Origin of the sequence: Anaerovibrio lipolyticus LB2005 (assembly GCF_000621545.1) — a bacterium.
In the GTDB taxonomy this organism is placed as follows: Bacteria; Bacillota; Negativicutes; order Selenomonadales; family Selenomonadaceae; genus Anaerovibrio; species Anaerovibrio lipolyticus_A.
The window spans coordinates 189,093-210,445 of record NZ_JHYA01000002.1; the positions used below are offsets into that span (position 1 = coordinate 189,093).

Consider the following 21,353-nt stretch of genomic DNA (forward strand, 5'->3'; position numbering starts at 1 on the left):
ATGTTTGAGGAAAATCCAATTTGTAAGTTATTGAATATCAAGTACCCTATTTTTCAGGGCGGCATGGCATGGATTGGTACAGCAGAGCTGGCATCCGCAGTATCCAATGCAGGCGGTCTTGGTATTATTGGCGCAGGTCACATGCCTCCGGATATTTTGAGAGCAGAGATTCAGAAGGCTAAGAAATGGACTGACAAGCCATTCGGTGTAAATATAATGCTCATGTCTCCTTTTGTTAAGGAGGTTATGCAGGTAGTTGTGGACGAGCGTGTAGCTGTTGTAACAACTGGTGCGGGCAACCCTGCTGAATATTTGCCAGCTCTTAAAGAGGTTGGTACCAAGGTTATCCCGGTAGTTGCATCTGTTGCACTTGCCAAGCGTTTGGTTCGTTCTGGAGTTGATGCAGTTATTGCCGAGGGTACTGAGTCTGGTGGCCACATCGGTGATATTACCACTATGGCTTTGGTTCCACAGGTAGTAGATGCTGTTGATGTACCAGTTATTGCAGCTGGTGGTATTGGTGATTCCCGTGGAATTACAGCAGCGATTGCTCTTGGTGCTTCTGGCGTTCAGATGGGTACCCGTTTTGTAGTATCTGAGGAGTGTATTGCTCATGAAAACTACAAGAATCTTGTGCTGAAGGCAAAGGATCGTTCCACTGTTGTTACTGGACGTTCCACTGGTCATCCTGTACGAGTAATCAGTAATAAGATGACCCGTGAGTACGCGGAGCTTGAGGCTAAGCAGACTCCTGTGGAGGAACTGGAGAAGTTTGGTGCTGGCCGTCTGAACCTTGCAACCCATAAGGGCGACGTTGAAAATGGTTCCGTTATGATTGGTCAGATTTCTGGCATGCTGGATGAAATTAAGCCAGTTGCTGTTATTATGGAAGAACTTGTTTCCGGTCTTGCAGCTGCAAGAGATAGAGTTGTGGCTTTTTCAAAATAATAATGTGATAATATAATAGTATGGAGAATATAAAATGAGTAAACTTGCTTTTGTTTTCCCTGGACAGGGCGCACAGAAGGTTGGTATGGGTAAGGACTTCTATGATCACTACGATGTGGCAAAGAAGCTCTTTAAAGAGGCTGATGAGGCACTTGGATATTCTATAATGAAGATGTGCTTCGAGGGTCCTGAGGAAGATTTGAAGCTGACTGCAAATACTCAGCCAGCAATTCTTACCATTAGCTGTATTGCCAATGAGATTCTGAAGGAAAATGGTGTTCAGCCTGATATTACTGGCGGTCATTCTTTAGGTGAGTATTCCGCTTTGGTTGCCGCTGGTGTACTGAAGTTCCAGGATGCGGTTGCTTTGGTTCATAAGCGTGGCGAGTTCATGCAGGAGGCTGTTCCAGTAGGTGAAGGCGGCATGGCTGCTATTATTGGCGTAGATCGTGACAAGATTATTGAAATCTGTGAGGCTATCAATGCTGAGAGCCCTGTACAGGCTGTTAATCTGAACTGCCCTGGTCAGACAGTTATTGCTGGTGCAACCTTAGGCGTAGAGAAGGCTGTTGAGGAGCTGAAGGCAGCTGGTGCCAAGAAGGCCGTTATTTTGCCAGTAAGTGCTCCATTCCACAGCACACTTATGAAGCCAGCAGCTGAGAAGCTGGCTGTAGAGCTTGATAAGGTAACCATGTCTGATGCCAAGATCCCTGTAGTAGCAAATGTTAATGCTCATGTTCTTACCAATGCTGATGAGATTAAGACAGCTTTGGTAGCCCAGGCTGCAAGCCCAGTTCTCTGGGAGGATTGTGTAGCCCAGATGCAGGCATTTGGTGCTGATACCCTCTTGGAGGCAGGCCCTGGTAAGACCCTCTGTGGCTTCAATCGTAGAATCGATAAGGCCATTAAGAGCCTTAATGTTGAAGATGTTGAGTCCTTAGAAAAAACGCTTGACTATTTCAAGGAGGTTCGCTAATATGCTTTTAGATGGAAAGTCTGCCCTTGTTACGGGCGGTTCCCGTGGTATAGGCCGTGCCATTGCAATCAAGCTGGCATCTGAGGGTGCTGCAGTTGCTATTAATTATGCTGGCAACGCAAAGGCTGCTGAAGAAGTTAAGTCCATTATTGAAGCAGCTGGCGGCAAGGCTATGATTGTACAGGCCGATGTATCCAACGGCGAGTCCGTTGATGCTATGATTAAGGAAGTAGTTGATACATTCGGTGGCATTGATATTCTTGTAAATAATGCTGGTATTACCCGTGATGGTCTTCTTATGAGAATGAAGGAAGAGGATTGGGATGCAGTTATTAATACTAACCTTAAGGGCGTATTCTACTGCACCAAGGCCGTTTCCAAGCTCATGATGAAGAAGCGGGCAGGCCGCATTGTAAATATGGCTTCTGTAGTTGGTCTTACTGGTAATGCCGGTCAGGCGAACTATTCTGCAGCCAAGGCTGGTGTTATTGGTTTTTCCAAGACCATGGCAAAGGAGCTTGCTTCCCGTGGTATTACCGTAAATATGGTAGCACCAGGCTATATAGATACCGACATGACCTCCGTACTTCCAGAGAATGTTCGTGAGGCTATGGTAGCAGGTATTCCACTGGGCAGAGTTGGCGCGCCAGAGGACGTTGCCAATGCAGTTCTGTTCCTGGTGTCTGATAATGCATCTTATGTTACTGGCCAGGTCATCAATGTTGATGGCGGCATGGTTATGTAACATAGTCTATAGATGAAACTTGTTTGAGGAGGTGAACCATACATGTCTACTTTTGAGAAAGTAAGAGATATCGTTGTTGATCAGTTAAGTGTAGATGCTGATGATGTTGCAATCGAGTCCACTTTTATCGATGATTTAGGCGCTGATTCTCTTGATATTGTTGAGCTCATCATGGCTTTTGAGGAGGAGTTCGGCATCGAAATTCCAGATAGCGCAGCTGAAAAGATTAAGACCGTTCAGGACGTTGTAACTTTCATTGACCAGAACAAATAAGCTTTTTGCGTCTTACCTTTAAGAAAGTCCCGTGAAGTTACTTCGCGGGATTTTCTAAAGAAGGTAAGTACCGCCCCATGAATGGAGGAGTAATTTTGAAGCTTCCTGAACTTAAAATTGGCGATAAAATTGCAAAGATGCCAATTATTCAAGGCGGCATGGCGATACGTTTATCTACTGGCAGACTGGCTGCAGCCGTTGCAAATCAAGGCGGTATCGGCCTGATTGCTGCATCTGGCATGACCAATGATGAGCTTCGTTATGAGATCAGGATGGCCCGTGCACTGTCAAAGGGTATTATCGGTATCAATATCATGTTTGCCGCAAAGAAATTTGCAGAGATCGTAAACACTGCTATTGATGAAGGTATTGACCTTGTGGTTGCTGGTGCAGGCTTTTCCCGTGATATATTTGGCCTTGGCCAGAAATCTGGAACTCCAGTTGTTCCAATTGTATCATCAGTAAAATTAGCGAAAATTTCTCAGCGTCTTGGTGCCGCAGCTATTATAGTTGAAGGCAAGGAGGCAGGCGGTCATCTTGGAACTGATCAGTCTATCAAGACGATCATTCCTGATATCGTTGATGCTGTGGACATTCCTGTAATTGCTGCAGGTGGTGTCCTCCATGGCCAGGATATTGCTGATTTAATAAAAATGGGCGTAAGTGGTGTCCAGATGGGCTCCCGCTTTGCTGCCAGTGTTGAGGCTAACAGTGCCCCAGCCTTGAAAGAATATTATTTAAAGGCAAAGCCAGAGGATGTTGTGGTTATCCATAGTCCAGTAGGCTTGCCAGGCCGTGCAGTTAGAAATCCATGGGCTGCTAGAATCATGGATGGTCCTGTACCGCCAACTAAATGTGATAACTGTCTTAAGGCTTGCAAGCATAACTTCTGCATTATAAGAGCTCTTAGCCGTGCTCAGCAGGGGGATGTTGAAACAGGTCTTGTGTTTACTGGTGAATATTTACCGACTATAGATAAAATATTGACTGTAGAAGAAATTTTCCAGCAGCTTAAGGCAGAACTTGCTGCTATTAATTGAATTGTGAGGTGTTAATTTTGTCTAATCGCGTTGTAATTACCGGCCTTGGCGTAATCAGCCCAGTTGGTACTGGCAAGGATGTTTTTTGGAATTCCCTGCTGGAAGGCAAAAACGGAATTGATAAAATTACTCGTTTTGATGCATCTGAGTACAAGTCTCAGATTGCTGGCGAGGTAAAAGATTTTGATCCAGCTGATTACATGGATAAGAAAGAGGCTAAGCGCATTGACCGCTATGCCCAGTTTGCAGTTGCTGCAGCAAAGATGGCTGTAGAGGATGCAAAGCTCGATCTTGAGGCTGAGGATTGCGACCGTATCGGTACCTTCGTAGGTAGTGGTATTGGTGGTATCGAAACCATGCATGGGCAGTATCAGAAATTGTTCGAAAAGGGACCTAGCAAGATTAGTCCGTTTTTTATTCCAATGATGATTGCCAACATGGCCTCTGGTCATGTTTCCATCGCTTTGGGTTTACGCGGCCCAAGCAGCTGTGTTGTAACTGCTTGTGCAACTGGTACCAATAACATTGGTGATGCTTTCCGCGTTCTTCAGCGTGGCGAGGCAGATGTTATGGTAGCTGGTGGTACTGAGGCAAGTATTTCTGAGGCAGCTGTAGCAGGTTTCTGCTCCATGAAGGCACTGTGTAGTGACCACAATGATGATCCGGCACATGCTTCCAGACCATTTGATGCTAACCGCAGCGGTTTCATCATGGGTGAGGGCGCTGGTATTGTAGTACTGGAGACCCTTGAGCATGCTGAAAAACGTGGTGCTCATATCTATGCTGAGATTGTGGGCTATGCTTCCAACAATGATGCTTATCATATCACTTCCCCAGCTCCTAACGGTGAAGTGGCTGCAAAGTGCATGGCTAAGGCTCTTGCTGATGCAGGCTTGGAGGCAGCTGAGGTTGATTACATCAATGCTCATGGTACTTCCACTCATTTAAATGATGAGACTGAAACTCAGGCTATTAAGGCTGTTTGGGGCGAGCATGCAAAGGATGTTTCCGTAAGCTCCATTAAGTCCATGACTGGTCACCTTCTTGGTGCTGCCGGTGGAATTGAGTGTATTGCTACTGCTTTGTCTGTAGAAAATGATATGCTTCCACCTACCATCAATTATGAGACTCCAGATGAGGGCCTGGATCTCGATTATGTACCTAACAAGGCAAAGGCAAAGACTGTTCGCGCTGCATTGTCCAATAATCTTGGCTTTGGCGGACATAACGCTTGTATTGTATTAAAAAAATATTCTAAGTAAGAAGTTGAGTGATTTATTATGGTTGAGCGTGTGACTGCAGAACGCAGGAGGCGCTTGGAAGGACTTGCAGGTCAGCTGGGTGTGCGCTTTAGGCACATTGGTTGGCTTCATCAGGCCCTTACCCACACCTCTTATGCAAATGAGTCTCGCATTCGTGTAGAGCATAATGAACGCTTGGAGTTTTTAGGAGATGCGGTGCTGGAGCTTGCTATCAGCACCTATCTTTTTAAACATTTCCCAGAACTTCCTGAGGGAGATCTTACTAAATCCAGAGCAGCTGTCGTTTGTGAGGCAAGTCTTTCCAGTCGTGCAGCTGAGCTTAATCTGGGTGATTATCTGCTTTTGGGTCACGGAGAACAAAGCTCCGGTGGCCGCAAACGTGCTTCTATTTTGGAGGATGCCTTTGAAGCAGTAATTGGGGCAATTTATATGGACCAGGGATGGGCTTGTGCCCAGGCCTACGTCATCCGTCAGTTGGAGGAACACCTTGAACAGGTGGAAAATGGTGTATCCACAGTGAAGGATTATAAAACGATGCTTCAGGAGCTGGTTCAGCGACATGGAGAAAATAAAATCTCCTACTGCATGATTGGCTCAGATGGTCCCGATCACGCCAAAGTGTTTAAATTTGAAGTAAGGCTTAATGATGAAGTTTTAGGAATTGGAACCGGCCCAAGCAAAAAGGCCGCCGAACAGCAGGCTGCCAAGCAAGCTCTAGAAAAAATGAATAAATAATTAAAGGACTGTTGCGTTATTGGCAACAGTCCTTTATTATTAGAGGTAAGAGAACACGGTTAAATATTTCTATATGAGCGATTATTCTAATATATTGCATTATGGGAGGTAATAATATGAGGAAGCTTATTTTTTTAGGTACTGGTAATGCCATGGTTACCAAGGTATTTAACACCTGTTTTCTGATTGAGACGTCAGATGGGCAGCTGTTTTTGACTGATGCTGGTGGCGGTAACGGAATACTTCGCCAGCTGGAGATGGCAGGGGCGGACTATAATAAGCTTCACCACATGTATATTACTCATGCCCATACTGATCATATTATGGGGGCAGTTTGGGTTATCAGAAAGATTGCTTCATTGATGAACAGCAGTAAATATGATGGTGAGTTTCATGTTTATTGCCATGATGAGGTGAAGGACATCCTTCTCAGCATGTGTGAAATGATGCTGAAGCGCAAGGATTTTGAACACATTGGTGATGATATTATTATTCATGAGATCTGGGATGGTCAGGTTATTGAGCTTCCTAATTTTGATATTAATGTATTTGATATTTATTCCACCAAGGCAAAGCAGTTTGGCTATCAACTCCAGTTTAAGGAGGATAATCTTATGATGACCTGTCTGGGAGATGAGCCATTTAGTGAAGGCTGTGAGGAATATGCCAAGGGGGCTGATTGGATGCTATCTGAGGCATTCTGCAAATATGGGGACAGGGAGATTTTCAAGCCTTATGAGAAGCATCACAGCACCTGCAAGGAGGCTGCTGAACTGGGCCAAAAACTCGAAGTGAAGAATCTGATCCTGTACCACACTGAGGACAAGACAATCGATACCCGCAAAGCTGCATATACGGCAGAGGCAAAGCAGTATTTTGATGGCAATGTTTTCGTTCCTGATGATCTTGAAATTATCGAATTCTAATCAAAATTTAATCTTATTCTAACCGTATACATTTTGAAAAAACATATAATAGGCTAGTAAGACTAGGTACGAGTTATATAAAAGCGTATAGTTCGTACCTAGTTTGCGTTGACAATGTTTTTCTTCTGCTGTAGCATATTATAGCGGAAGTTCGTTTTATTTAATATTGTTACACAAGTTTTTTATTATTTATATGAGGAGGAATATGACTTGTTATCTAAAAAAGGTATTGTAATATGTGTCGTTGCTGTTATTGCAGCAGTTATAGGCGGCTACATGTTCCTTATGTCACAGATGGCTGGCCAGCGGCAGGGTGGGGGAGCACCTCAGGTTAAGGCGATGAATGTTATTAAGCGTGATACCCCTGTTACTCTGGAATATCCGGGTACTGTTATTGGCAAGGACACCACTAAGGTGACTTCCAAGGTTTCTGGTACTATTGTGGAAAAGTACATTAAGGGTGGTGATCAGGTTCAGGCTGGTCAGGCTTTGTACAGAATAGATTCCAGAACATATCAGGCTGCTCTTTTGAATGCTCAGGCTAATCTCGCCCAGGCTCAGGCAAATCTTAATAATGCTAAAGTTGATTTGGCCAGAGATCAGCAGCTTTTTGCCGCTGAGGCTATTTCTGAGCAGGTCCTGACTAATCAGCAGGCTCAGGTGAATGCCCTTGCAGCAAATGTTTCCGCAATGGAGGCATTGGTTCAGACAGCACAGCAGAATCTTGATGATACAATAGTTTATGCTCCAATGAGCGGTAAGCTGTCTGTTGATGATGTGGCAGTTGGTACTTATGCGGCTGCTGGTACCACGGCTCTGGTTACTATTGGTACCAGTGATCCTATGATGGTACAGTTCAGTGTCAGCGAGGCTGAATATCTTAAGTATGTTGATAATTCTGTAGTTCCAGGTCAGGCTCTGCCAACTAAAAATGTTCGCATTGTTCTTTCTGATGGTAAGGAATATCCAGGCCTTGGTAATGTTGTGGCTGTTGACCGCGCTATGGAGGGTAGCACATCTTCCCTTATGCTTAAGGCACAGTTTGATAATTCCAAGGGTGTCCTGATTCCAGGCATGTTTGCCCGTGCCCGTTTGGTGGGTGATACCATCAAGGATGCCATTTTGGTTCCTCAGCGTTCCGTACAACAGCTTTTGGGTAAATCCTTTGTTATAGTTGTTGGAGAAGGCAACAAATCCGTTGTTGTCCCTGTAGAACTTGGCGAAAGTGTTGGAAGTTATTATGTAATTAAGAGTGGTCTCAACGGCAGCGAGCAGGTTGTGGTTGAGGGACTTACAAATCTTACTGAGGGTGTAGAGATGGCAGTTACTACGGTTTCTGCAGATGACATGGGCTTCTCATTTGTTGAAAAGCACGAATAAGGGGGTAGACTGGTGTCTAAATTTTTCATACATAGACCAATATTTGCGATAGTTATATCCCTTATTATTGTAATTGGTGGTTTGATTTCTGCTTTTCAGCTTCCTATTGCCCAATATCCGCAGATTGCACCGCCAACCATATCTGTAAGTACAACATATACAGGTGCAAATGCCAAGGTAGTAAATGAAACTGTTGCTCAGATTATTGAGCAGCAGGTTAACGGTGTTCAGGGGATGGATTATATGAATTCCAATGCTTCTGACTCCGGTTATTACTCCTTATCTGTTGTATTTGAGTTGGGTACTGATGGTGACATGGACGCAGTTAAGGTACAGAATGCTGTAGCTGTTGCAAATCCTACGTTGCCAGATACTGTAAAAACAGTAGGTGTTGTAACATCTAAATCTTCAAATACCATGGCCCTTATGGCGGCACTGGTATCTCCTGAAGGAACCTTCGACAGTACCTGGATAAAAAACTATTCAGATATCTATTTGATTGATAGAATTAAGCGCGTTGATGGTGTAGGTTCGGTACAGGCCTTTGGTGCTGACCATGCCTTGCGTATATGGTTGAATCCGGATCGTTTGGCAGAGCTGAATCTTACTGTAAGCGATATCACCGCTGCTATTAATGAGCAGAATCTTCAGGCCCCTGCTGGTACCGTAGGTGCGTTGCCAATTCGCGACCAGCAGGAAAAGCAGTTCACCGGTAAAATTGACGGTCGACTGGTTACCTCTGAAGAATTTGGTAACATTGTAATCAAGAGAGATCATAACGGTTCCATGGTGCATCTGAAGGATGTGGCCAGGGTAGAAAAGGGTGCCAAGCAGTATGCGGTTTTCTCCAAAATGAATGGTGCTCCTAATACAGTCGCTTTTGGTATACAGCTGACAGAAGATGCTAATACCATGACTACTGTAGCCGAGGTACGTGAGATTTTGGAAGAAGCGGAAAAATCCTTCCCTCCTGATTTAAAGCTGCAGTATATCGTAGATACGACAGATTTTATCGGTTCCTCCATCAAGGAAGTAGTTGAGACCTTCGTAGAGGCGCTCTTGCTGGTAGTATTGGTTGTATTTATATTCCTTCAGAACTGGCGGGCAACCTTGATTCCATTGTTGGCTGTTCCAGTATCTCTTATTGGTACCTTTATTGCCTTTATAATTTTGGGCTTCTCCATTAATACTCTGACCCTGTTTGCTATGGTATTGGCCATAGGTCTGGTAGTTGATGATGCTATCGTTGTTATCGAGAATGTAGAGCATCACATGAGTACCGGCCTTACCCCTATTGATGCCACTGAGCGTGCTATGGATGAGGTTCAGGGACCGGTAGTAGCCATTGCCTTTGTATTGGCTGCCGTATTCATACCAGTTGCTTTCCTGGGTGGCATGATGGGTGTATTGTATCGACAGTTCGCTTTGACCATTGCTATCTCCATGGCGTTGTCAGCCTTTGTGGCGTTGACTCTTACACCGGCCTTATGTGCAATGATTCTTAAACCAGTGGATTATGATGCCAAGCAGGAAAGAGATAGCAGTGTATTAGACCGGTTCTTTAAAAAGTTTAATGATAAGTTCAATGAAATTCGCATCAGCTATCAGGGGGTAGTTGGCTGGTTCATTGGAAATGCCAAGTATGCAGTAATACTAATCGTTATTATAACGGGTCTTACGGGCCTGCTTTATAAGATTGTGCCTAGTACCTTCGTTCCTGATGAGGACCAGGGGTATTATGCGATTTCCGTAACCCTGCCAGAGGGTACATCTATTAATCAGACATCCATTACAATGGATAATGTATCCACTGCAGTAAAGGGAATGGATGGTATTGAAAATGTTATTGCCATCACTGGTTTTGATATTTTCTCCTTTGGTACTAAATCAAATGCCGGAACTATGTTCGTCGGCTTGAAAAATTGGGATGACCGAACCACACCTGATTTGTCCATTAATGCCCTTATTGGAAAAACCTTTGCTGTAGGTGCTAAGGTTGCCCCAGAGGCCCAAGTTGTAGCATTCAATATGCCGGCGTTGCCAGGTCTTGGTAACGTAGGTGGTTGGCAGATGGAGCTTCAGGATTTGTCTGGACATACCGATGAAGAATTAAATGAGGTTTCCCAGAAAATCGTGGCTGCTGCAAATCAGCGTCCCGAGTTGCAGGGTGTCCGTTCAACATTTAAGGTTAATTCTCCTATTGTACAGTATGATGTTGACCGTGATAAAGCCAAGAGCCTTGGTGTTCAGCTGTCTGATATCTTTAATACCATGCAGGTATTCTATGGTGGTAATCAGATAAATGACTTTAATGAATTTGGTCGAAGCTACAAGGTTATGTTGCAGGCGGATAAGGCATATCGTACTGCTGCCGATGACATGCGGTTTATGTTTGTCCGCAACAGCTCTGGAGAGATGATTCCTTTGGAGTCATTACTTACTCCTAGAATGAGTACAGCTCCTTCTATTGTACATCGTTTCAATGCTTCCAAGGCTGTATCCTTCCAGGGTAATGCCGCTAGTGGGTATTCTTCTGGTCAGGCTATTGCTGCAATGGAAGAAATTGTAAATGAAGTTGCGCCTAACGGCTATCATATTGAGTGGTCCGGTCAGGCACGTGAGGAAATCAAGAGTGGCGATTCCACTGGTAAAGTATTGGCATTGGCCCTCGTCTTTGTATTCCTTTGTCTGGCAGCTCTCTATGAAAGCTGGAGCGTACCATTTGCCGTTATTCTTTGCGTACCGGTAGGTATATTTGGTGCCCTGTTCTCTGAATTGGCTGTCAGCTTGTTGGAGACCTTGACTGTGGGTCCTAATGCAGGCCTTCAGAATAGTGTGTATATGCAGATCGGCGTAATCATGCTCATCGGTTTGTCGGCCAAAAATGCGATTTTGATCGTAGAATTTGCCAAGGCCCGTGCTGATATGGGTATGAATCCTCTGAAGGCAGCTATTGAAGCCGCCGGACTCCGTCTTCGTCCTATTCTCATGACCTCCTTTGCATTTATCATCGGCTGTCTGCCATTGGCAGTAGCCTCTGGTGCAGGTGCAGCGGCTCGTAATGGTATGGGTGTTGCCGTAGTTGGTGGTATGTTATTTGCAACCTTTATTGGTATTTTCATTATTCCAACCTTCTACATTATCACTGTTCGGTTTGCCGATATGGTGGGCTGGAACAAGAAGAAAAAGAATGAACATGATAAGAGGTTTGTATAAAATATAATACCATTTAATAAAATGAAGCTATTTTTAATAAATAGCTTCATTTTTTAGTTATAAAGAGGTATAATGTAAAGGTAATAAATAGGTGGATAATATTTTTACCAGTGTAAGAATAGGTATTGTATTAAAAACTTTTGTTTGGTATAATACATAGCAGTGAAACGAAAATATAGAATGGATATTCTAAAAATAATCATGTTAACATAGAAGGGAGTTTAGTGTTAATGGAGAAGGAAGAAGCGTTAAAAAGTGCTTTGAAGCAGATTGAAAAGGATTATGGTAAGGGAGCTATTATGCGTCTTGGCGATGCTGCCAACAACATGAACGTGGAGGTTATTCCTACAGGTATCCTACCGTTAGATATAGCCTTAGGTGTAGGCGGTATTCCTCGTGGACGTATCATTGAGATTTATGGTCCGGAATCATCTGGTAAAACCACAGTTACTTTGCACATGATTGCCGAGGCACAGAAAAATGGTGGTATTGCGGCATTTATTGATGCGGAGCATGCCTTGGACCCTGTATATGCCAAGAAGCTGGGGGTAGATATCGATAACCTGCTGATTTCCCAGCCAGATACTGGTGAGCAGGCACTGGAGATTGCTGAAGCCCTTGTTCGCAGTGGTGCCATTGACATTATTGTAGTGGATTCCGTAGCGGCTTTGGTACCAAAGGCTGAAATAGAAGGCGAAATGGGTGATGCCCATGTGGGACTTTTAGCTCGTCTTATGAGTCAGGCTATGCGCAAACTTACAGGCGTTATCAGTAAGTCCCGTACTACGGCTATATTCATTAACCAGATTCGTGAGAAGGTCGGCGTTATGTATGGTAACCCTGAGGTTACTACTGGTGGTCGTGCATTGAAATTCTATGCCTCTGTTCGTCTTGATGTACGAAAATATGATACTGTCAAGCAGGGAACCAATGTATTGGGAAACAGAACCAGAGTCAAGGTTGTAAAGAATAAGGTGGCTCCACCGTTTAAGGTTGCTGAGTTTGATATTATGTATGGTGAAGGTGTGTCACGTGAAAGCAGCCTTATAGATATCGCAGCTGATTTGGAAATCCTCCAGAAGAGCGGCTCCTGGTATTCTTACAATGATACTCGCCTGGGTCAGGGTAAGGACACTGTTAAGGAGATTTTGAGAAATCAGCCAGAGCTCTTTGAGGAAATAGAAGGTAAGGTTCATGAAATGCTGAAGGATGAAGCTGTTTTGCAGAAGCTGACTTCACCAAGCAAGAAGTCTAAGGCTGGCAGTGATGATTAATAAAACCTCCCGTGGTAAAAATAAACCTAAGCCATCGGCAAAGGCCAAGGCGGTGGATTTACTCTCCAGAAGTGATCAAAGCGTAAGACGGCTTACGGAAAAGCTCACAAGGAAGGAATACAGTGAGGATGAGATTAAGGAGACTATAGAGTGGCTTCGGGACAAGCACTATATAGATGACGAGGCGGGCTGCAGAAGGCGCTTTGAATACCTTTATGAGTCCTCCAGCTATAGTGTGAAGCAGATTTGCGCAAAGCTGATGCAAAAGGGTTATGACAGTAGCCTGGTCCGTTCCTGTGTCCCTGATGACATATATGCTAGGGAGCTTGAAAAGGCGGGCAGAGTAGTAAGGAGCAGATTTAAGCCTGGGGCAGATTTTCGGAAAATGCAGCAGTATATGTATGGCAAGGGATTTGACTACAGTGCTGCCAGAGATGCCATTGATGATTATCGCCAGGAGTGGCCTGAGGAAGATGAATAATGATTTTTAGGGGATTGCCTTAGGCAGTCTCCTTTATTTTTCCATTTAGGATGGAAAAATTTGTATAACTGGGGTATAATGTTCTAGACTAAAATTGAAGGAGGCTAAAGCTCTTGGCAAACGAAATGATACTGGTATTGGATTTTGGTGGTCAGTATAATCAGCTGATTGCCCGTCGTGTTCGTGAGTGTAATGTATACTGTGAGGTTCACCCTAATACTTTAAGCATCGAGAAGATTAAGGAAATGAACCCTAAAGGCATTATTTTTACTGGCGGTCCAAACAGCGTATATAAACCTGAGTCTGCTACCATTAGCACTGAAATATTTGAATTGGGTGTGCCTGTTCTGGGTATTTGCTATGGTTCCCAGCTCATTGCCCATCTTCTTGGAGGCAAGGTGGACACCGCCCCTGTTAGTGAGTATGGCAAGACAGAGGTTGCTATCAAGAGTTCTTCTTCAAAATTATTTGATGGCGTTTCCAGCAAGACTATCTGTTGGATGAGTCATACCGATTATATTTCCAAGGCTCCTGAGGGCTTTGAGATTACTGCTGATACTCCTGTATGCCCTGTAGCTGGTATGGAGGATGAGAAGCGTAAGATTTATGCTGTACAGTTCCATCCAGAGGTCCTTCATTCCGTGGAAGGCTCTAAGATGCTCAGTAACTTTGTCTACAAGGTTTGTGAATGCGCTGGTGACTGGCGCATGGATTCCTTTGTGGCAACTACAATTAAGCAGCTGAAGGAGAAGATCGGTAGCGGCAAGGCACTGTGTGCTCTTTCCGGCGGTGTAGATTCCTCTGTGGCAGCTGTTCTCATGTCAAAGGCTATTGGCAAGCAGCTTACCTGCGTATTTGTAGATCACGGACTTCTCCGCAAGGATGAAGGGGATCAGGTGGAGGCTGTCTTTGGCCCAGATGGTCCTTATGATTTGAACTTTATCCGGGTTAATGCCCAGGAGCGCTTCTATGAAAAGCTCAAGGGTGTAACTGAGCCAGAGGCAAAGCGTAAGATTATCGGTGAGGAGTTCATCCGTGTATTTGAGGAAGAGGCCAAGAAAATTGGTGCTGTTGACTTCCTGGTACAGGGTACTATTTATCCGGATGTAATTGAAAGTGGACTTGGAAAATCTGCTGTTATAAAATCCCATCATAATGTGGGTGGTTTGCCAGATTATGTAGATTTTAAGGAAATTGTGGAGCCACTTCGTCTTCTCTTTAAGGATGAGGTTCGTAAGGCTGGCCGTGAGCTGGAGATTCCAGAATATCTGGTAAATCGTCAGCCGTTCCCAGGTCCTGGCCTCGGTATCCGTATTATTGGCGAGGTAACTGCTGAGAAGGTAAAAATCGTTCAGGATGCTGACGCAATTTATCGTGAGGAAATTGCAAAGGCTGGGGTGGACAAGAACTTGGGCCAGTATTTTGCAGCACTCACCAATATGCGCTCTGTAGGCGTAATGGGTGACTTCAGAACCTACGATTATGCTATTGCCCTTAGAGCTGTAATGACCAGCGACTTTATGACCGCTGAAAGCGCACAGATTCCATGGGAGGTTCTTCACAAGGTTACCAACCGCATCGTAAACGAGGTAAAGGGTGTAAACCGTGTAATGTATGATTGCACCAGTAAACCACCTGCTACTATAGAGTTTGAATAAAATGCAAAAATTCCTACAAAACGTGATTTTTAGCGGTTTGTAGGGATTTTTTTATTGGCATTGGCGTTTATTCTGTTGTACTTATATGGTTTAACTCGATTTTAACTCGATTTTAACTCGACAAATATAATATACCGAATTATAATTGAGTTAAAATATAGTGGGGGAGGGATTAAAAATGCGTACTGTTCCCTATAAAGAGGACTTGATAATTGAATTTAAAAGTGATTTAAAAAGGTATCCTGATAACGAATTAATTGATGAAATTGTTGGTATGGCTAATACAAAGGGGGGAACTTTGTATTTAGGAGTAGAGGATGATGGACGGATAACTGGAATTCACAAAATACATAAAGATACAATAGGAGTAACAGCTCTTATTGCAAATAATACGGTACCATCTGTATCTGTTCGTGCTGAAGTAGTAACAGAGGATGAAAAAGATGTACTCAAGATTGAAATTCCTGTAAGCAGAACGGTGGTTTCAACAAGATCGGGAAAAATGTTAAAGCGTAGATTAAAAGCAGACGGGACTCCGGAAGTTATTCCGATGTTTTCGTATGAAATTGTTACAAGATTGTCAGAATTGGCATTGTTGGACTTTTCAGCAGGACCGCTCGCAGGTGCTACGGTAAATGATTTTGATCCAAATCAAAGAACTAGATTAAGAAATATTATACAGACAAAACCAGGAGGGGAGAAAAATCTGCTTAGCCTAACGGATGAAGAGTTAGATAAGGCTTTGCGATTTACTACAGAAGTGGATGGCAAAGTTTATCCGACAGTCACGGGGATGCTTATTTTAGGGAAAGAAAATCGAATTGCTGAGCTGATGCCTACGGTAAAGGCAGCTTTTCAGGTATTGGAGGGTACGAAAGTTAGAATAAATACGGAGACCTCGGCACCTTTACTTGAAGTATTTGAAAAATTCGAAACATATGCAGACGCTTGGAATCCTGAACGCGAAGTGGAAGATGGTTTATTTAGGGTTGCGGTACCGGAATTTGATAAAGCGGCATTTCGTGAAGGATTGATTAATGCTTTTTGTCATCGAGATTATACTATGCTGGGTACGGTTCGTGTACTAATCGATGATGAAGGAATGACTATAAGTAGTCCAGGGGGCTTTATCGATGGGGTTACATTGGATAATCTACTAACAGTAGAACCACATGGTAAAAACCCTGCTCTTGCAGATGCTTTAAAGCGAATAGGACTTGCAGAGAAAACAGGGCGCGGTATAGATCGTATATATGAAGGTTCTATAATCTATGGAAGACCTTGGCCGGACTATTCTGACACTACAAGTACCAATGTTAGGCTGTTCATTCAAAGAGCCAAAGCAGATGATATGTTTACGAAATTTATATCAGATGAGCAAAATAGACGAAGAAGCCCATTGTCAATATATGCTCTAATGATTCTCTCGTTATTAAAGAATGAGAAACGACTTACGGTAGAACGCATTGTAGAAATGACACATTTGGCAAAGGGGAAACTGCTTGGAGCTTTAGAAAACTTAATTGAGGATGGCCTGGTTGAAGGAGTCGGAAGTGGCAAGTCAAGATCATATATTCTATCTGGGAAAGTATATAAGGAAAGTAATAAAAGCATCCAATATGTTAGACAAACAGGTATAGATAGAGTGGCATATCCTGAAATGATTATTAAGTTAGCTCGTACACAAGATGGAATTATCACAAAGAAAGATGTGGTTGAATTGTTGAAGATAACACCAGATCAAGCATATTCCGAAATAAAGAAGCTGGTTGAGACAGGAAAGATATACAAGTATTGCGGCGGAAAATACGCGAAGTATAAGCTATGTTAATTATAATCTTGGGAGGAGTTAGGGATGGAAAGGTTTCAAAATATATCTTATTTTAGAGGAAAAAATAAAAAAATAATAGATTTAGAATGCCTTAAAAATGAGGTGGCTCAGTTTCTCCAGTTGGATAATTTGAATTTTTTTCTGGGCGCAGGTTGCTCAAGTCATATAGTTAATAATAAAGAACAAGGAATACCTGGGATGGCAACTCTATATAAAGGTTTTTTTGAAGAAAATCCTGGATTTACAATAGCTGAATCTGAAGTTGAACATATTTTTGAGGGAAACCTCGAGAAAATGCTCGAAACAATGGGGGCAATTTATGTTGCGGGAAAAGTGAAATCCATCGAGAAAGATATTGAGAATAAGATTTGTATGGTCCAGAAATTTATTAGGAGACGTATTACAGAAGGGTTGCATGGTGCAGAAGTTTTAAGATTTTATCATAACTTTTATTTGAAGACAGTTTCTAGAGGAAGAAAAAATCCTATTAATATCTTTACAACTAACTATGATTTATATAATGAACAGGCATTAGATTCGTTGTCTTTTCCATACAATAACGGATTCATTGGTAAATATAAAAGATCTTTTAATCCGGTTAGTTATAAATATGCATACGTCGAGAATATGAACATTTCAAAAAATGTATGGGAAAGAGTACCGAATTTCTATAATTTATACAAGATTCATGGATCTATCTCGTGGATAAAAAAAGATAATAAGATTTATGAAATAGACTGTGAGCATATAAATGATGATGAGACAGTAATGATCTACCCCACACCATTAAAAGATAGAACTACATTAATGACGCCGTACTCTGATTTGTTTAGAGCAATGGAAACAGCGTTACTTAAGAAAAATAGTGTGTTAATAACGTTAGGATATAGTTTTGGTGATGATCACATTAATAGGTTGATCCTAAATTCATTAGCAATACCGACATTTAAACTTGTAGTTTTTGGCCAAAGTGATGCAATATCAAAATTAATTGAAATGAATGATTCACGCATTATAGTTATTAATTCGGAGGATAAGATTCATTATTTCAAAAATTTTGTAGAAAAAGTAATGCCTGATGTTCAGACTGATATAAAAGAGCAGATAGAGTTGCCTATGGTCTCTGATTTGATAAAAGTATTTGAGGGAGCAAAAAATGAGTAGTCGTGAAATAGGAAAGATCACATCTGTGGGAATTCATGGAGTAATTGCGGATGTAAATTCTGATCTCGGAAACTATATAAATACAATTGATGGGATTTTATTTGTGGGAGAAGTAGGATCGTATGTATCTATTTATGAAATCGGTAGAACCGTTATTGCTGAAATAGTTGGGGTCGATGAGAAAACACAGCCTTTTAATTCAGATGAATTAGTTAAGCCCAATAGTAAAAGACAAGTGTACTTAAATCTTATTGGAGAAATAGTAGAGGATAAGTTTTGTTTTGGCGTATCGAAGATGCCACTTATTTTTTCTGCAGTGTATATGATTTCCCAAAAGGAACTTGTTTCGATGCTTGAAGTCGGTAAAGAGGTGGTAAAGGTTGCTGAGGATTCTGATAAAACCCGGGCAGTTTTACTTACAATAGGTAAATCCGTTATTTTCCCGGATTACGATGTGAAAATCAATATCGATAAGTTCTTTGGATTTCATTTTGCTGTATTTGGAAATACTGGTGCAGGAAAATCTAATACTGTTGCTAGAGTGTTACAAAATATTTTTGAAAAGAGTAATTATTCTGCCAAGGGAGCTAAATTTGTGATAATAGATTCCAATGGAGAATATAATAAGGCGTTCTCAAAACTAAAGGAGGTTAATCACCAGATTAAGCATTCACTTATGGAGACCGATGAAGATAGTCAGAATAAGTTTGAAATACCTGTGTGGGCTTTATCTGTTGATGATTGGGCAACATTGTTGCACGCATCTGAAAAAACGCAAATGCCTGTATTAAAACGGGCACTAGATATAGCGCGTGTATTTTATAATACTGAAATGTCTAATACTGAATTAAAGAATCATATATTAGCTTCGACATTATTAGGAATTATTCAGAGCTCGGATTCGTCTCCATCTAAGTCGGACAAGTTAAAAGCAATAATCACTAAATTTGGAACCAATGAAATTAATATGGATTCTACTTTATCAACGGGAAAGCGTTTGAGGCAGGCTATAGCTATAAATTATGGCTCAATGTCGGATGAGGAAGATGTTATTTCATTTCTGACAAATCATTTAAATCCAGATGCTATTGTTGAAAATGCTACGCGAGCTATGATCCCGTATAGTCTTGACGATTTTGCTAAAGCGGTTGAATTTGCAACTTTGTATGAAGGAAGTGTCAGTTCTCAGAGAATACAAGAATATACTGCAACATTGATGACTCGTTTACAAAGCATTCAAGAAGGACCTCAAGGACGTATTCTTTCTAAAACAGGTTACAGTAATGTCGATGATTACATCAGAATGCTGCTTGGTGAAAATCAAATCGTTGATTTGGACCTTAGTTCGTTAGATGATGTTTCCGCTGAAGTTGTAACTAAAGTATTAGCTAAATTGTTATTGGATTATTTGAAGAAAAAGGAAGTAAAAGCAGAAACACCGATTAATTTTGTTATAGAAGAAGCGCACAGATTCATTAGAAATGAAACAAATTATGGCGCGGTTGGGTATAATATTTTTGAGAGAATTGCTAAAGAAGGACGTAAGTATGGTATGCTTTTAGGAATATCTTCTCAGCGTCCCAGCGAATTATCAAAAACAGTTGTATCTCAGTGTAGTAATTTTATAGTTCATCGTGTGCAAAATCCTGACGATTTGCAGTATATTTCAAGGATGGTGCCGTATATTAATCAGAATATGATAGAAAGGCTTACTTACCTTCAAACTGGAAACGCGTTGGTGTTTGGTAGTGCAATTAATTTGCCGACCCTTACCAAATTTGCACAGGCTAATCCGACAACGGACAGTGATAATGCTAAAATATCAGAAAAGTGGTATATCGAATAAGTATATCTGCCCAATATAAAGTTGTGTTTATCACGGATTGATTAGCATCATACGAACATTATAGAAATTAAATTTGTTTCAACTTTCGTGAAAACTTTAACAATATCCCAGTATTGTTGGATGTTATTGAAGTGCACTATTCAACTTCGTCAACAAACAAGTATGACTAGTTGGTTGGCAATTATTATTGAGCGAGGAAACTCAGATTTTAAGGCTCAAGATTATTAGCGAGCAGAGGAATATGTTGATAATGTCTATTATTGTTGCCAGGTATATAGGTAATCCTGTTACAAGTGCAGTAATAGTATTATTAATTCTGGTACTCCAATTCCAAACATATAGACCACTCCATTATATAATTCTTGTTTAATTTTTTTAACGAATTTAAAGGAATAATATTACCATGTATAGAATTCTCGTGTGAGTGACTATTATACTAGGAGGAATAAATATGTTTTGCAGAAAATGTGGAAAAGAGTTACCAGAGTATGCTACGTTTTGCTCAAAATGTGGAATAAAAGTAGAGATATTGTCACCAACTGCAAATGAAGGGATAGATACAAATAGTCAAAATGATGATTATTGCAGTCAAACACCAGAATCACCTGATCCTGTGCTACAAGATTCAACTAATACTGCAGTCAGTGAACAAGTTTGTAATAGTAAGCAAAGCGCAAAAAATAGGATTAGTATAAAAGGTTTTGCAGTTGCAGGTGTAATAGCATTTTTATTTCTTGCTGTATGGTTTATGTTTTCCTCTGATGGTTTACATGAAACAACAATTAAATATGCTAATACAAAATTAACAGTATTGTCCCCAGTTGAACTAAAAGAACTAGAGCAAAAAAGCAGTAAGACTGGAGATAGTAGAGTTAGTCAGCTGACAGCTTATTCCCTTTGGCAAGCTGGAACCTCTGAAAGGTTTGTATTTAAAGTAAATTGGACAGAAGTATTTCTCATGTTGAGTGAAAAGGATAGAAATCAATATTTAGAGGAATTTGTAAAAGAATTAAAAACAACCAGGCCAAGTTTTGTGATAACTAAGAAAGAATCAGAGAAATACGGTACTTGGGATGGAAGTAAAATTATTGGACAGACATTAGAAGGTAATATAACACATAAAATACAGTGTCTGGTTGTCAGCGATCAAAATAAAATGTGGTTAGTTTACATAGAGTATGATGATTCCGATAAGAAGGCAGATGAATTGGCAAATAAAATTATAAAAAGTGTAAAGCCGACTTATGAATAATAATTACATATCAATAAGGAGCTGAGCAATCATGTTCTGTATGAAATGTGGCACAAAACTTCCTGATGATTCCGTATATTGTATAAAGTGTGGATATAAATTACCTGTAGATGATTCAAGTATGCGTACTACATCAAGTTGCAATCATAAAACAGATATGATAATGAATCATAAAATTTATGCCGGTAATACAGTCCAAAATAATAACAAAATCGTTTATACTCACCAGGAATGTCCTGATAATAAAACTTTTAATCATGAAAAAGGCAAAGACGTGGTAATCCATCTAGCTAAGTGCATTTTTGTTGCTGTTTTGTCGAGAGTGTGAAAGTTTTTCTGTAAATAA

General features: G+C 41.4%; 18 protein-coding genes. All 18 read left to right on the forward strand.

Annotated elements, in window-relative coordinates; all coding sequences use genetic code 11:
* Positions 1 to 948, forward strand: a complete 948-nt coding sequence (gene fabK / locus T355_RS0102645) for an enoyl-[acyl-carrier-protein] reductase FabK (protein ID WP_027396402.1) — start codon at positions 1 to 3, stop codon at positions 946 to 948.
* A 34-nt stretch (positions 949 to 982) separates the two neighbouring features.
* Positions 983 to 1,924: an ACP S-malonyltransferase gene (gene fabD / locus T355_RS0102650; RefSeq protein WP_027396403.1), complete on the forward strand. Its 942-nt coding sequence runs from the start codon at positions 983 to 985 to the stop codon at positions 1,922 to 1,924.
* Position 1,925: 1 nt separating this feature from the next.
* The gene (gene fabG / locus T355_RS0102655; protein WP_027396404.1) at positions 1,926 to 2,669 is read left to right on the forward strand and encodes a 3-oxoacyl-[acyl-carrier-protein] reductase; all 744 of its coding nucleotides are present in this window, start codon (positions 1,926 to 1,928) and stop codon (positions 2,667 to 2,669) included.
* A gap of 42 nt (positions 2,670 to 2,711) precedes the next feature.
* Positions 2,712 to 2,942 (forward strand): acyl carrier protein, encoded by a 231-nt coding sequence (locus T355_RS0102660; protein ID WP_027396405.1) that lies wholly within the window; start codon positions 2,712 to 2,714, stop codon positions 2,940 to 2,942.
* Between the two features lie 95 nt (positions 2,943 to 3,037).
* On the forward strand, positions 3,038 to 3,982 hold the full coding sequence (locus T355_RS0102665) for an NAD(P)H-dependent flavin oxidoreductase (protein WP_027396406.1): 945 nt from the start codon (positions 3,038 to 3,040) through the stop codon (positions 3,980 to 3,982).
* Positions 3,983 to 3,999: 17 nt separating this feature from the next.
* Positions 4,000 to 5,244, forward strand: a complete 1,245-nt coding sequence (gene fabF / locus T355_RS0102670) for a beta-ketoacyl-ACP synthase II (protein WP_027396407.1) — start codon at positions 4,000 to 4,002, stop codon at positions 5,242 to 5,244.
* A gap of 18 nt (positions 5,245 to 5,262) precedes the next feature.
* Positions 5,263 to 5,979 carry a ribonuclease III gene (gene rnc, locus T355_RS0102675; protein WP_027396408.1) on the forward strand — a complete coding sequence of 239 codons (717 nt, stop codon included), beginning with the start codon at positions 5,263 to 5,265 and terminating at the stop codon, positions 5,977 to 5,979.
* Positions 5,980 to 6,095: 116 nt separating this feature from the next.
* On the forward strand, positions 6,096 to 6,905 hold the full coding sequence (locus T355_RS0102680) for an MBL fold metallo-hydrolase (RefSeq protein WP_027396409.1): 810 nt from the start codon (positions 6,096 to 6,098) through the stop codon (positions 6,903 to 6,905).
* A gap of 210 nt (positions 6,906 to 7,115) precedes the next feature.
* The gene (locus T355_RS13280; protein WP_231482967.1) at positions 7,116 to 8,285 is read left to right on the forward strand and encodes an efflux RND transporter periplasmic adaptor subunit; all 1,170 of its coding nucleotides are present in this window, start codon (positions 7,116 to 7,118) and stop codon (positions 8,283 to 8,285) included.
* Positions 8,286 to 8,297: 12 nt separating this feature from the next.
* On the forward strand, positions 8,298 to 11,501 hold the full coding sequence (locus T355_RS0102690; RefSeq protein WP_027396410.1) for an efflux RND transporter permease subunit: 3,204 nt from the start codon (positions 8,298 to 8,300) through the stop codon (positions 11,499 to 11,501).
* A gap of 230 nt (positions 11,502 to 11,731) precedes the next feature.
* Complete coding sequence (recA, locus tag T355_RS0102695) at positions 11,732 to 12,775, forward strand: recombinase RecA (protein WP_027396411.1); 1,044 nt, start codon at positions 11,732 to 11,734, stop codon at positions 12,773 to 12,775.
* Positions 12,768 to 13,256, forward strand: a complete 489-nt coding sequence (locus T355_RS0102700; RefSeq protein WP_027396412.1) for a regulatory protein RecX — start codon at positions 12,768 to 12,770, stop codon at positions 13,254 to 13,256. The genes recA and T355_RS0102700 overlap by 8 nt, the downstream gene beginning before the upstream one ends.
* Before the next feature lie 125 nt (positions 13,257 to 13,381).
* Positions 13,382 to 14,914, forward strand: coding sequence for a glutamine-hydrolyzing GMP synthase (gene guaA, locus T355_RS0102705; protein ID WP_027396413.1), 1,533 nt, complete (start codon positions 13,382 to 13,384; stop codon positions 14,912 to 14,914).
* A gap of 178 nt (positions 14,915 to 15,092) precedes the next feature.
* Positions 15,093 to 16,745, forward strand: coding sequence for an RNA-binding domain-containing protein (locus T355_RS0102710; RefSeq protein WP_027396414.1), 1,653 nt, complete (start codon positions 15,093 to 15,095; stop codon positions 16,743 to 16,745).
* Positions 16,746 to 16,769: 24 nt separating this feature from the next.
* On the forward strand, positions 16,770 to 17,909 hold the full coding sequence (locus T355_RS0102715; RefSeq protein ID WP_027396415.1) for an SIR2 family protein: 1,140 nt from the start codon (positions 16,770 to 16,772) through the stop codon (positions 17,907 to 17,909).
* Positions 17,902 to 19,755, forward strand: coding sequence for an ATP-binding protein (locus T355_RS0102720; RefSeq protein ID WP_027396416.1), 1,854 nt, complete (start codon positions 17,902 to 17,904; stop codon positions 19,753 to 19,755). Before T355_RS0102715 ends, T355_RS0102720 begins: the two co-directional genes overlap by 8 nt.
* Before the next feature lie 451 nt (positions 19,756 to 20,206).
* Positions 20,207 to 21,007, forward strand: a complete 801-nt coding sequence (locus T355_RS0102725) for a zinc ribbon domain-containing protein (RefSeq protein ID WP_027396417.1) — start codon at positions 20,207 to 20,209, stop codon at positions 21,005 to 21,007.
* 40 nt (positions 21,008 to 21,047) lie between these two features.
* Positions 21,048 to 21,335: a zinc-ribbon domain-containing protein gene (locus T355_RS15590; RefSeq protein WP_419670091.1), complete on the forward strand. Its 288-nt coding sequence runs from the start codon at positions 21,048 to 21,050 to the stop codon at positions 21,333 to 21,335.
* Positions 21,336 to 21,353: the final 18 nt, after the last annotated feature.

Coding starts and splice junctions, on each gene's coding strand:
- guaA (WP_027396413.1), top strand. CDS start 13,382: ATGATACTGGTATTGGATTTTGGTGGTCAGTATAATCAGCTGATTGCC.
- T355_RS0102715 (WP_027396415.1), top strand. CDS start 16,770: ATGGAAAGGTTTCAAAATATATCTTATTTTAGAGGAAAAAATAAAAAA.
- fabD (WP_027396403.1), top strand. CDS start 983: ATGAGTAAACTTGCTTTTGTTTTCCCTGGACAGGGCGCACAGAAGGTT.
- fabG (WP_027396404.1), top strand. CDS start 1,926: ATGCTTTTAGATGGAAAGTCTGCCCTTGTTACGGGCGGTTCCCGTGGT.
- T355_RS15590 (WP_419670091.1), top strand. CDS start 21,048: ATGAAATGTGGCACAAAACTTCCTGATGATTCCGTATATTGTATAAAG.
- recA (WP_027396411.1), top strand. CDS start 11,732: ATGGAGAAGGAAGAAGCGTTAAAAAGTGCTTTGAAGCAGATTGAAAAG.
- T355_RS0102720 (WP_027396416.1), top strand. CDS start 17,902: ATGAGTAGTCGTGAAATAGGAAAGATCACATCTGTGGGAATTCATGGA.
- T355_RS0102710 (WP_027396414.1), top strand. CDS start 15,093: ATGCGTACTGTTCCCTATAAAGAGGACTTGATAATTGAATTTAAAAGT.
- rnc (WP_027396408.1), top strand. CDS start 5,263: ATGGTTGAGCGTGTGACTGCAGAACGCAGGAGGCGCTTGGAAGGACTT.
- T355_RS0102680 (WP_027396409.1), top strand. CDS start 6,096: ATGAGGAAGCTTATTTTTTTAGGTACTGGTAATGCCATGGTTACCAAG.
- fabK (WP_027396402.1), top strand. CDS start 1: ATGTTTGAGGAAAATCCAATTTGTAAGTTATTGAATATCAAGTACCCT.
- T355_RS0102700 (WP_027396412.1), top strand. CDS start 12,768: ATGATTAATAAAACCTCCCGTGGTAAAAATAAACCTAAGCCATCGGCA.
- T355_RS0102725 (WP_027396417.1), top strand. CDS start 20,207: ATGTTTTGCAGAAAATGTGGAAAAGAGTTACCAGAGTATGCTACGTTT.
- T355_RS0102660 (WP_027396405.1), top strand. CDS start 2,712: ATGTCTACTTTTGAGAAAGTAAGAGATATCGTTGTTGATCAGTTAAGT.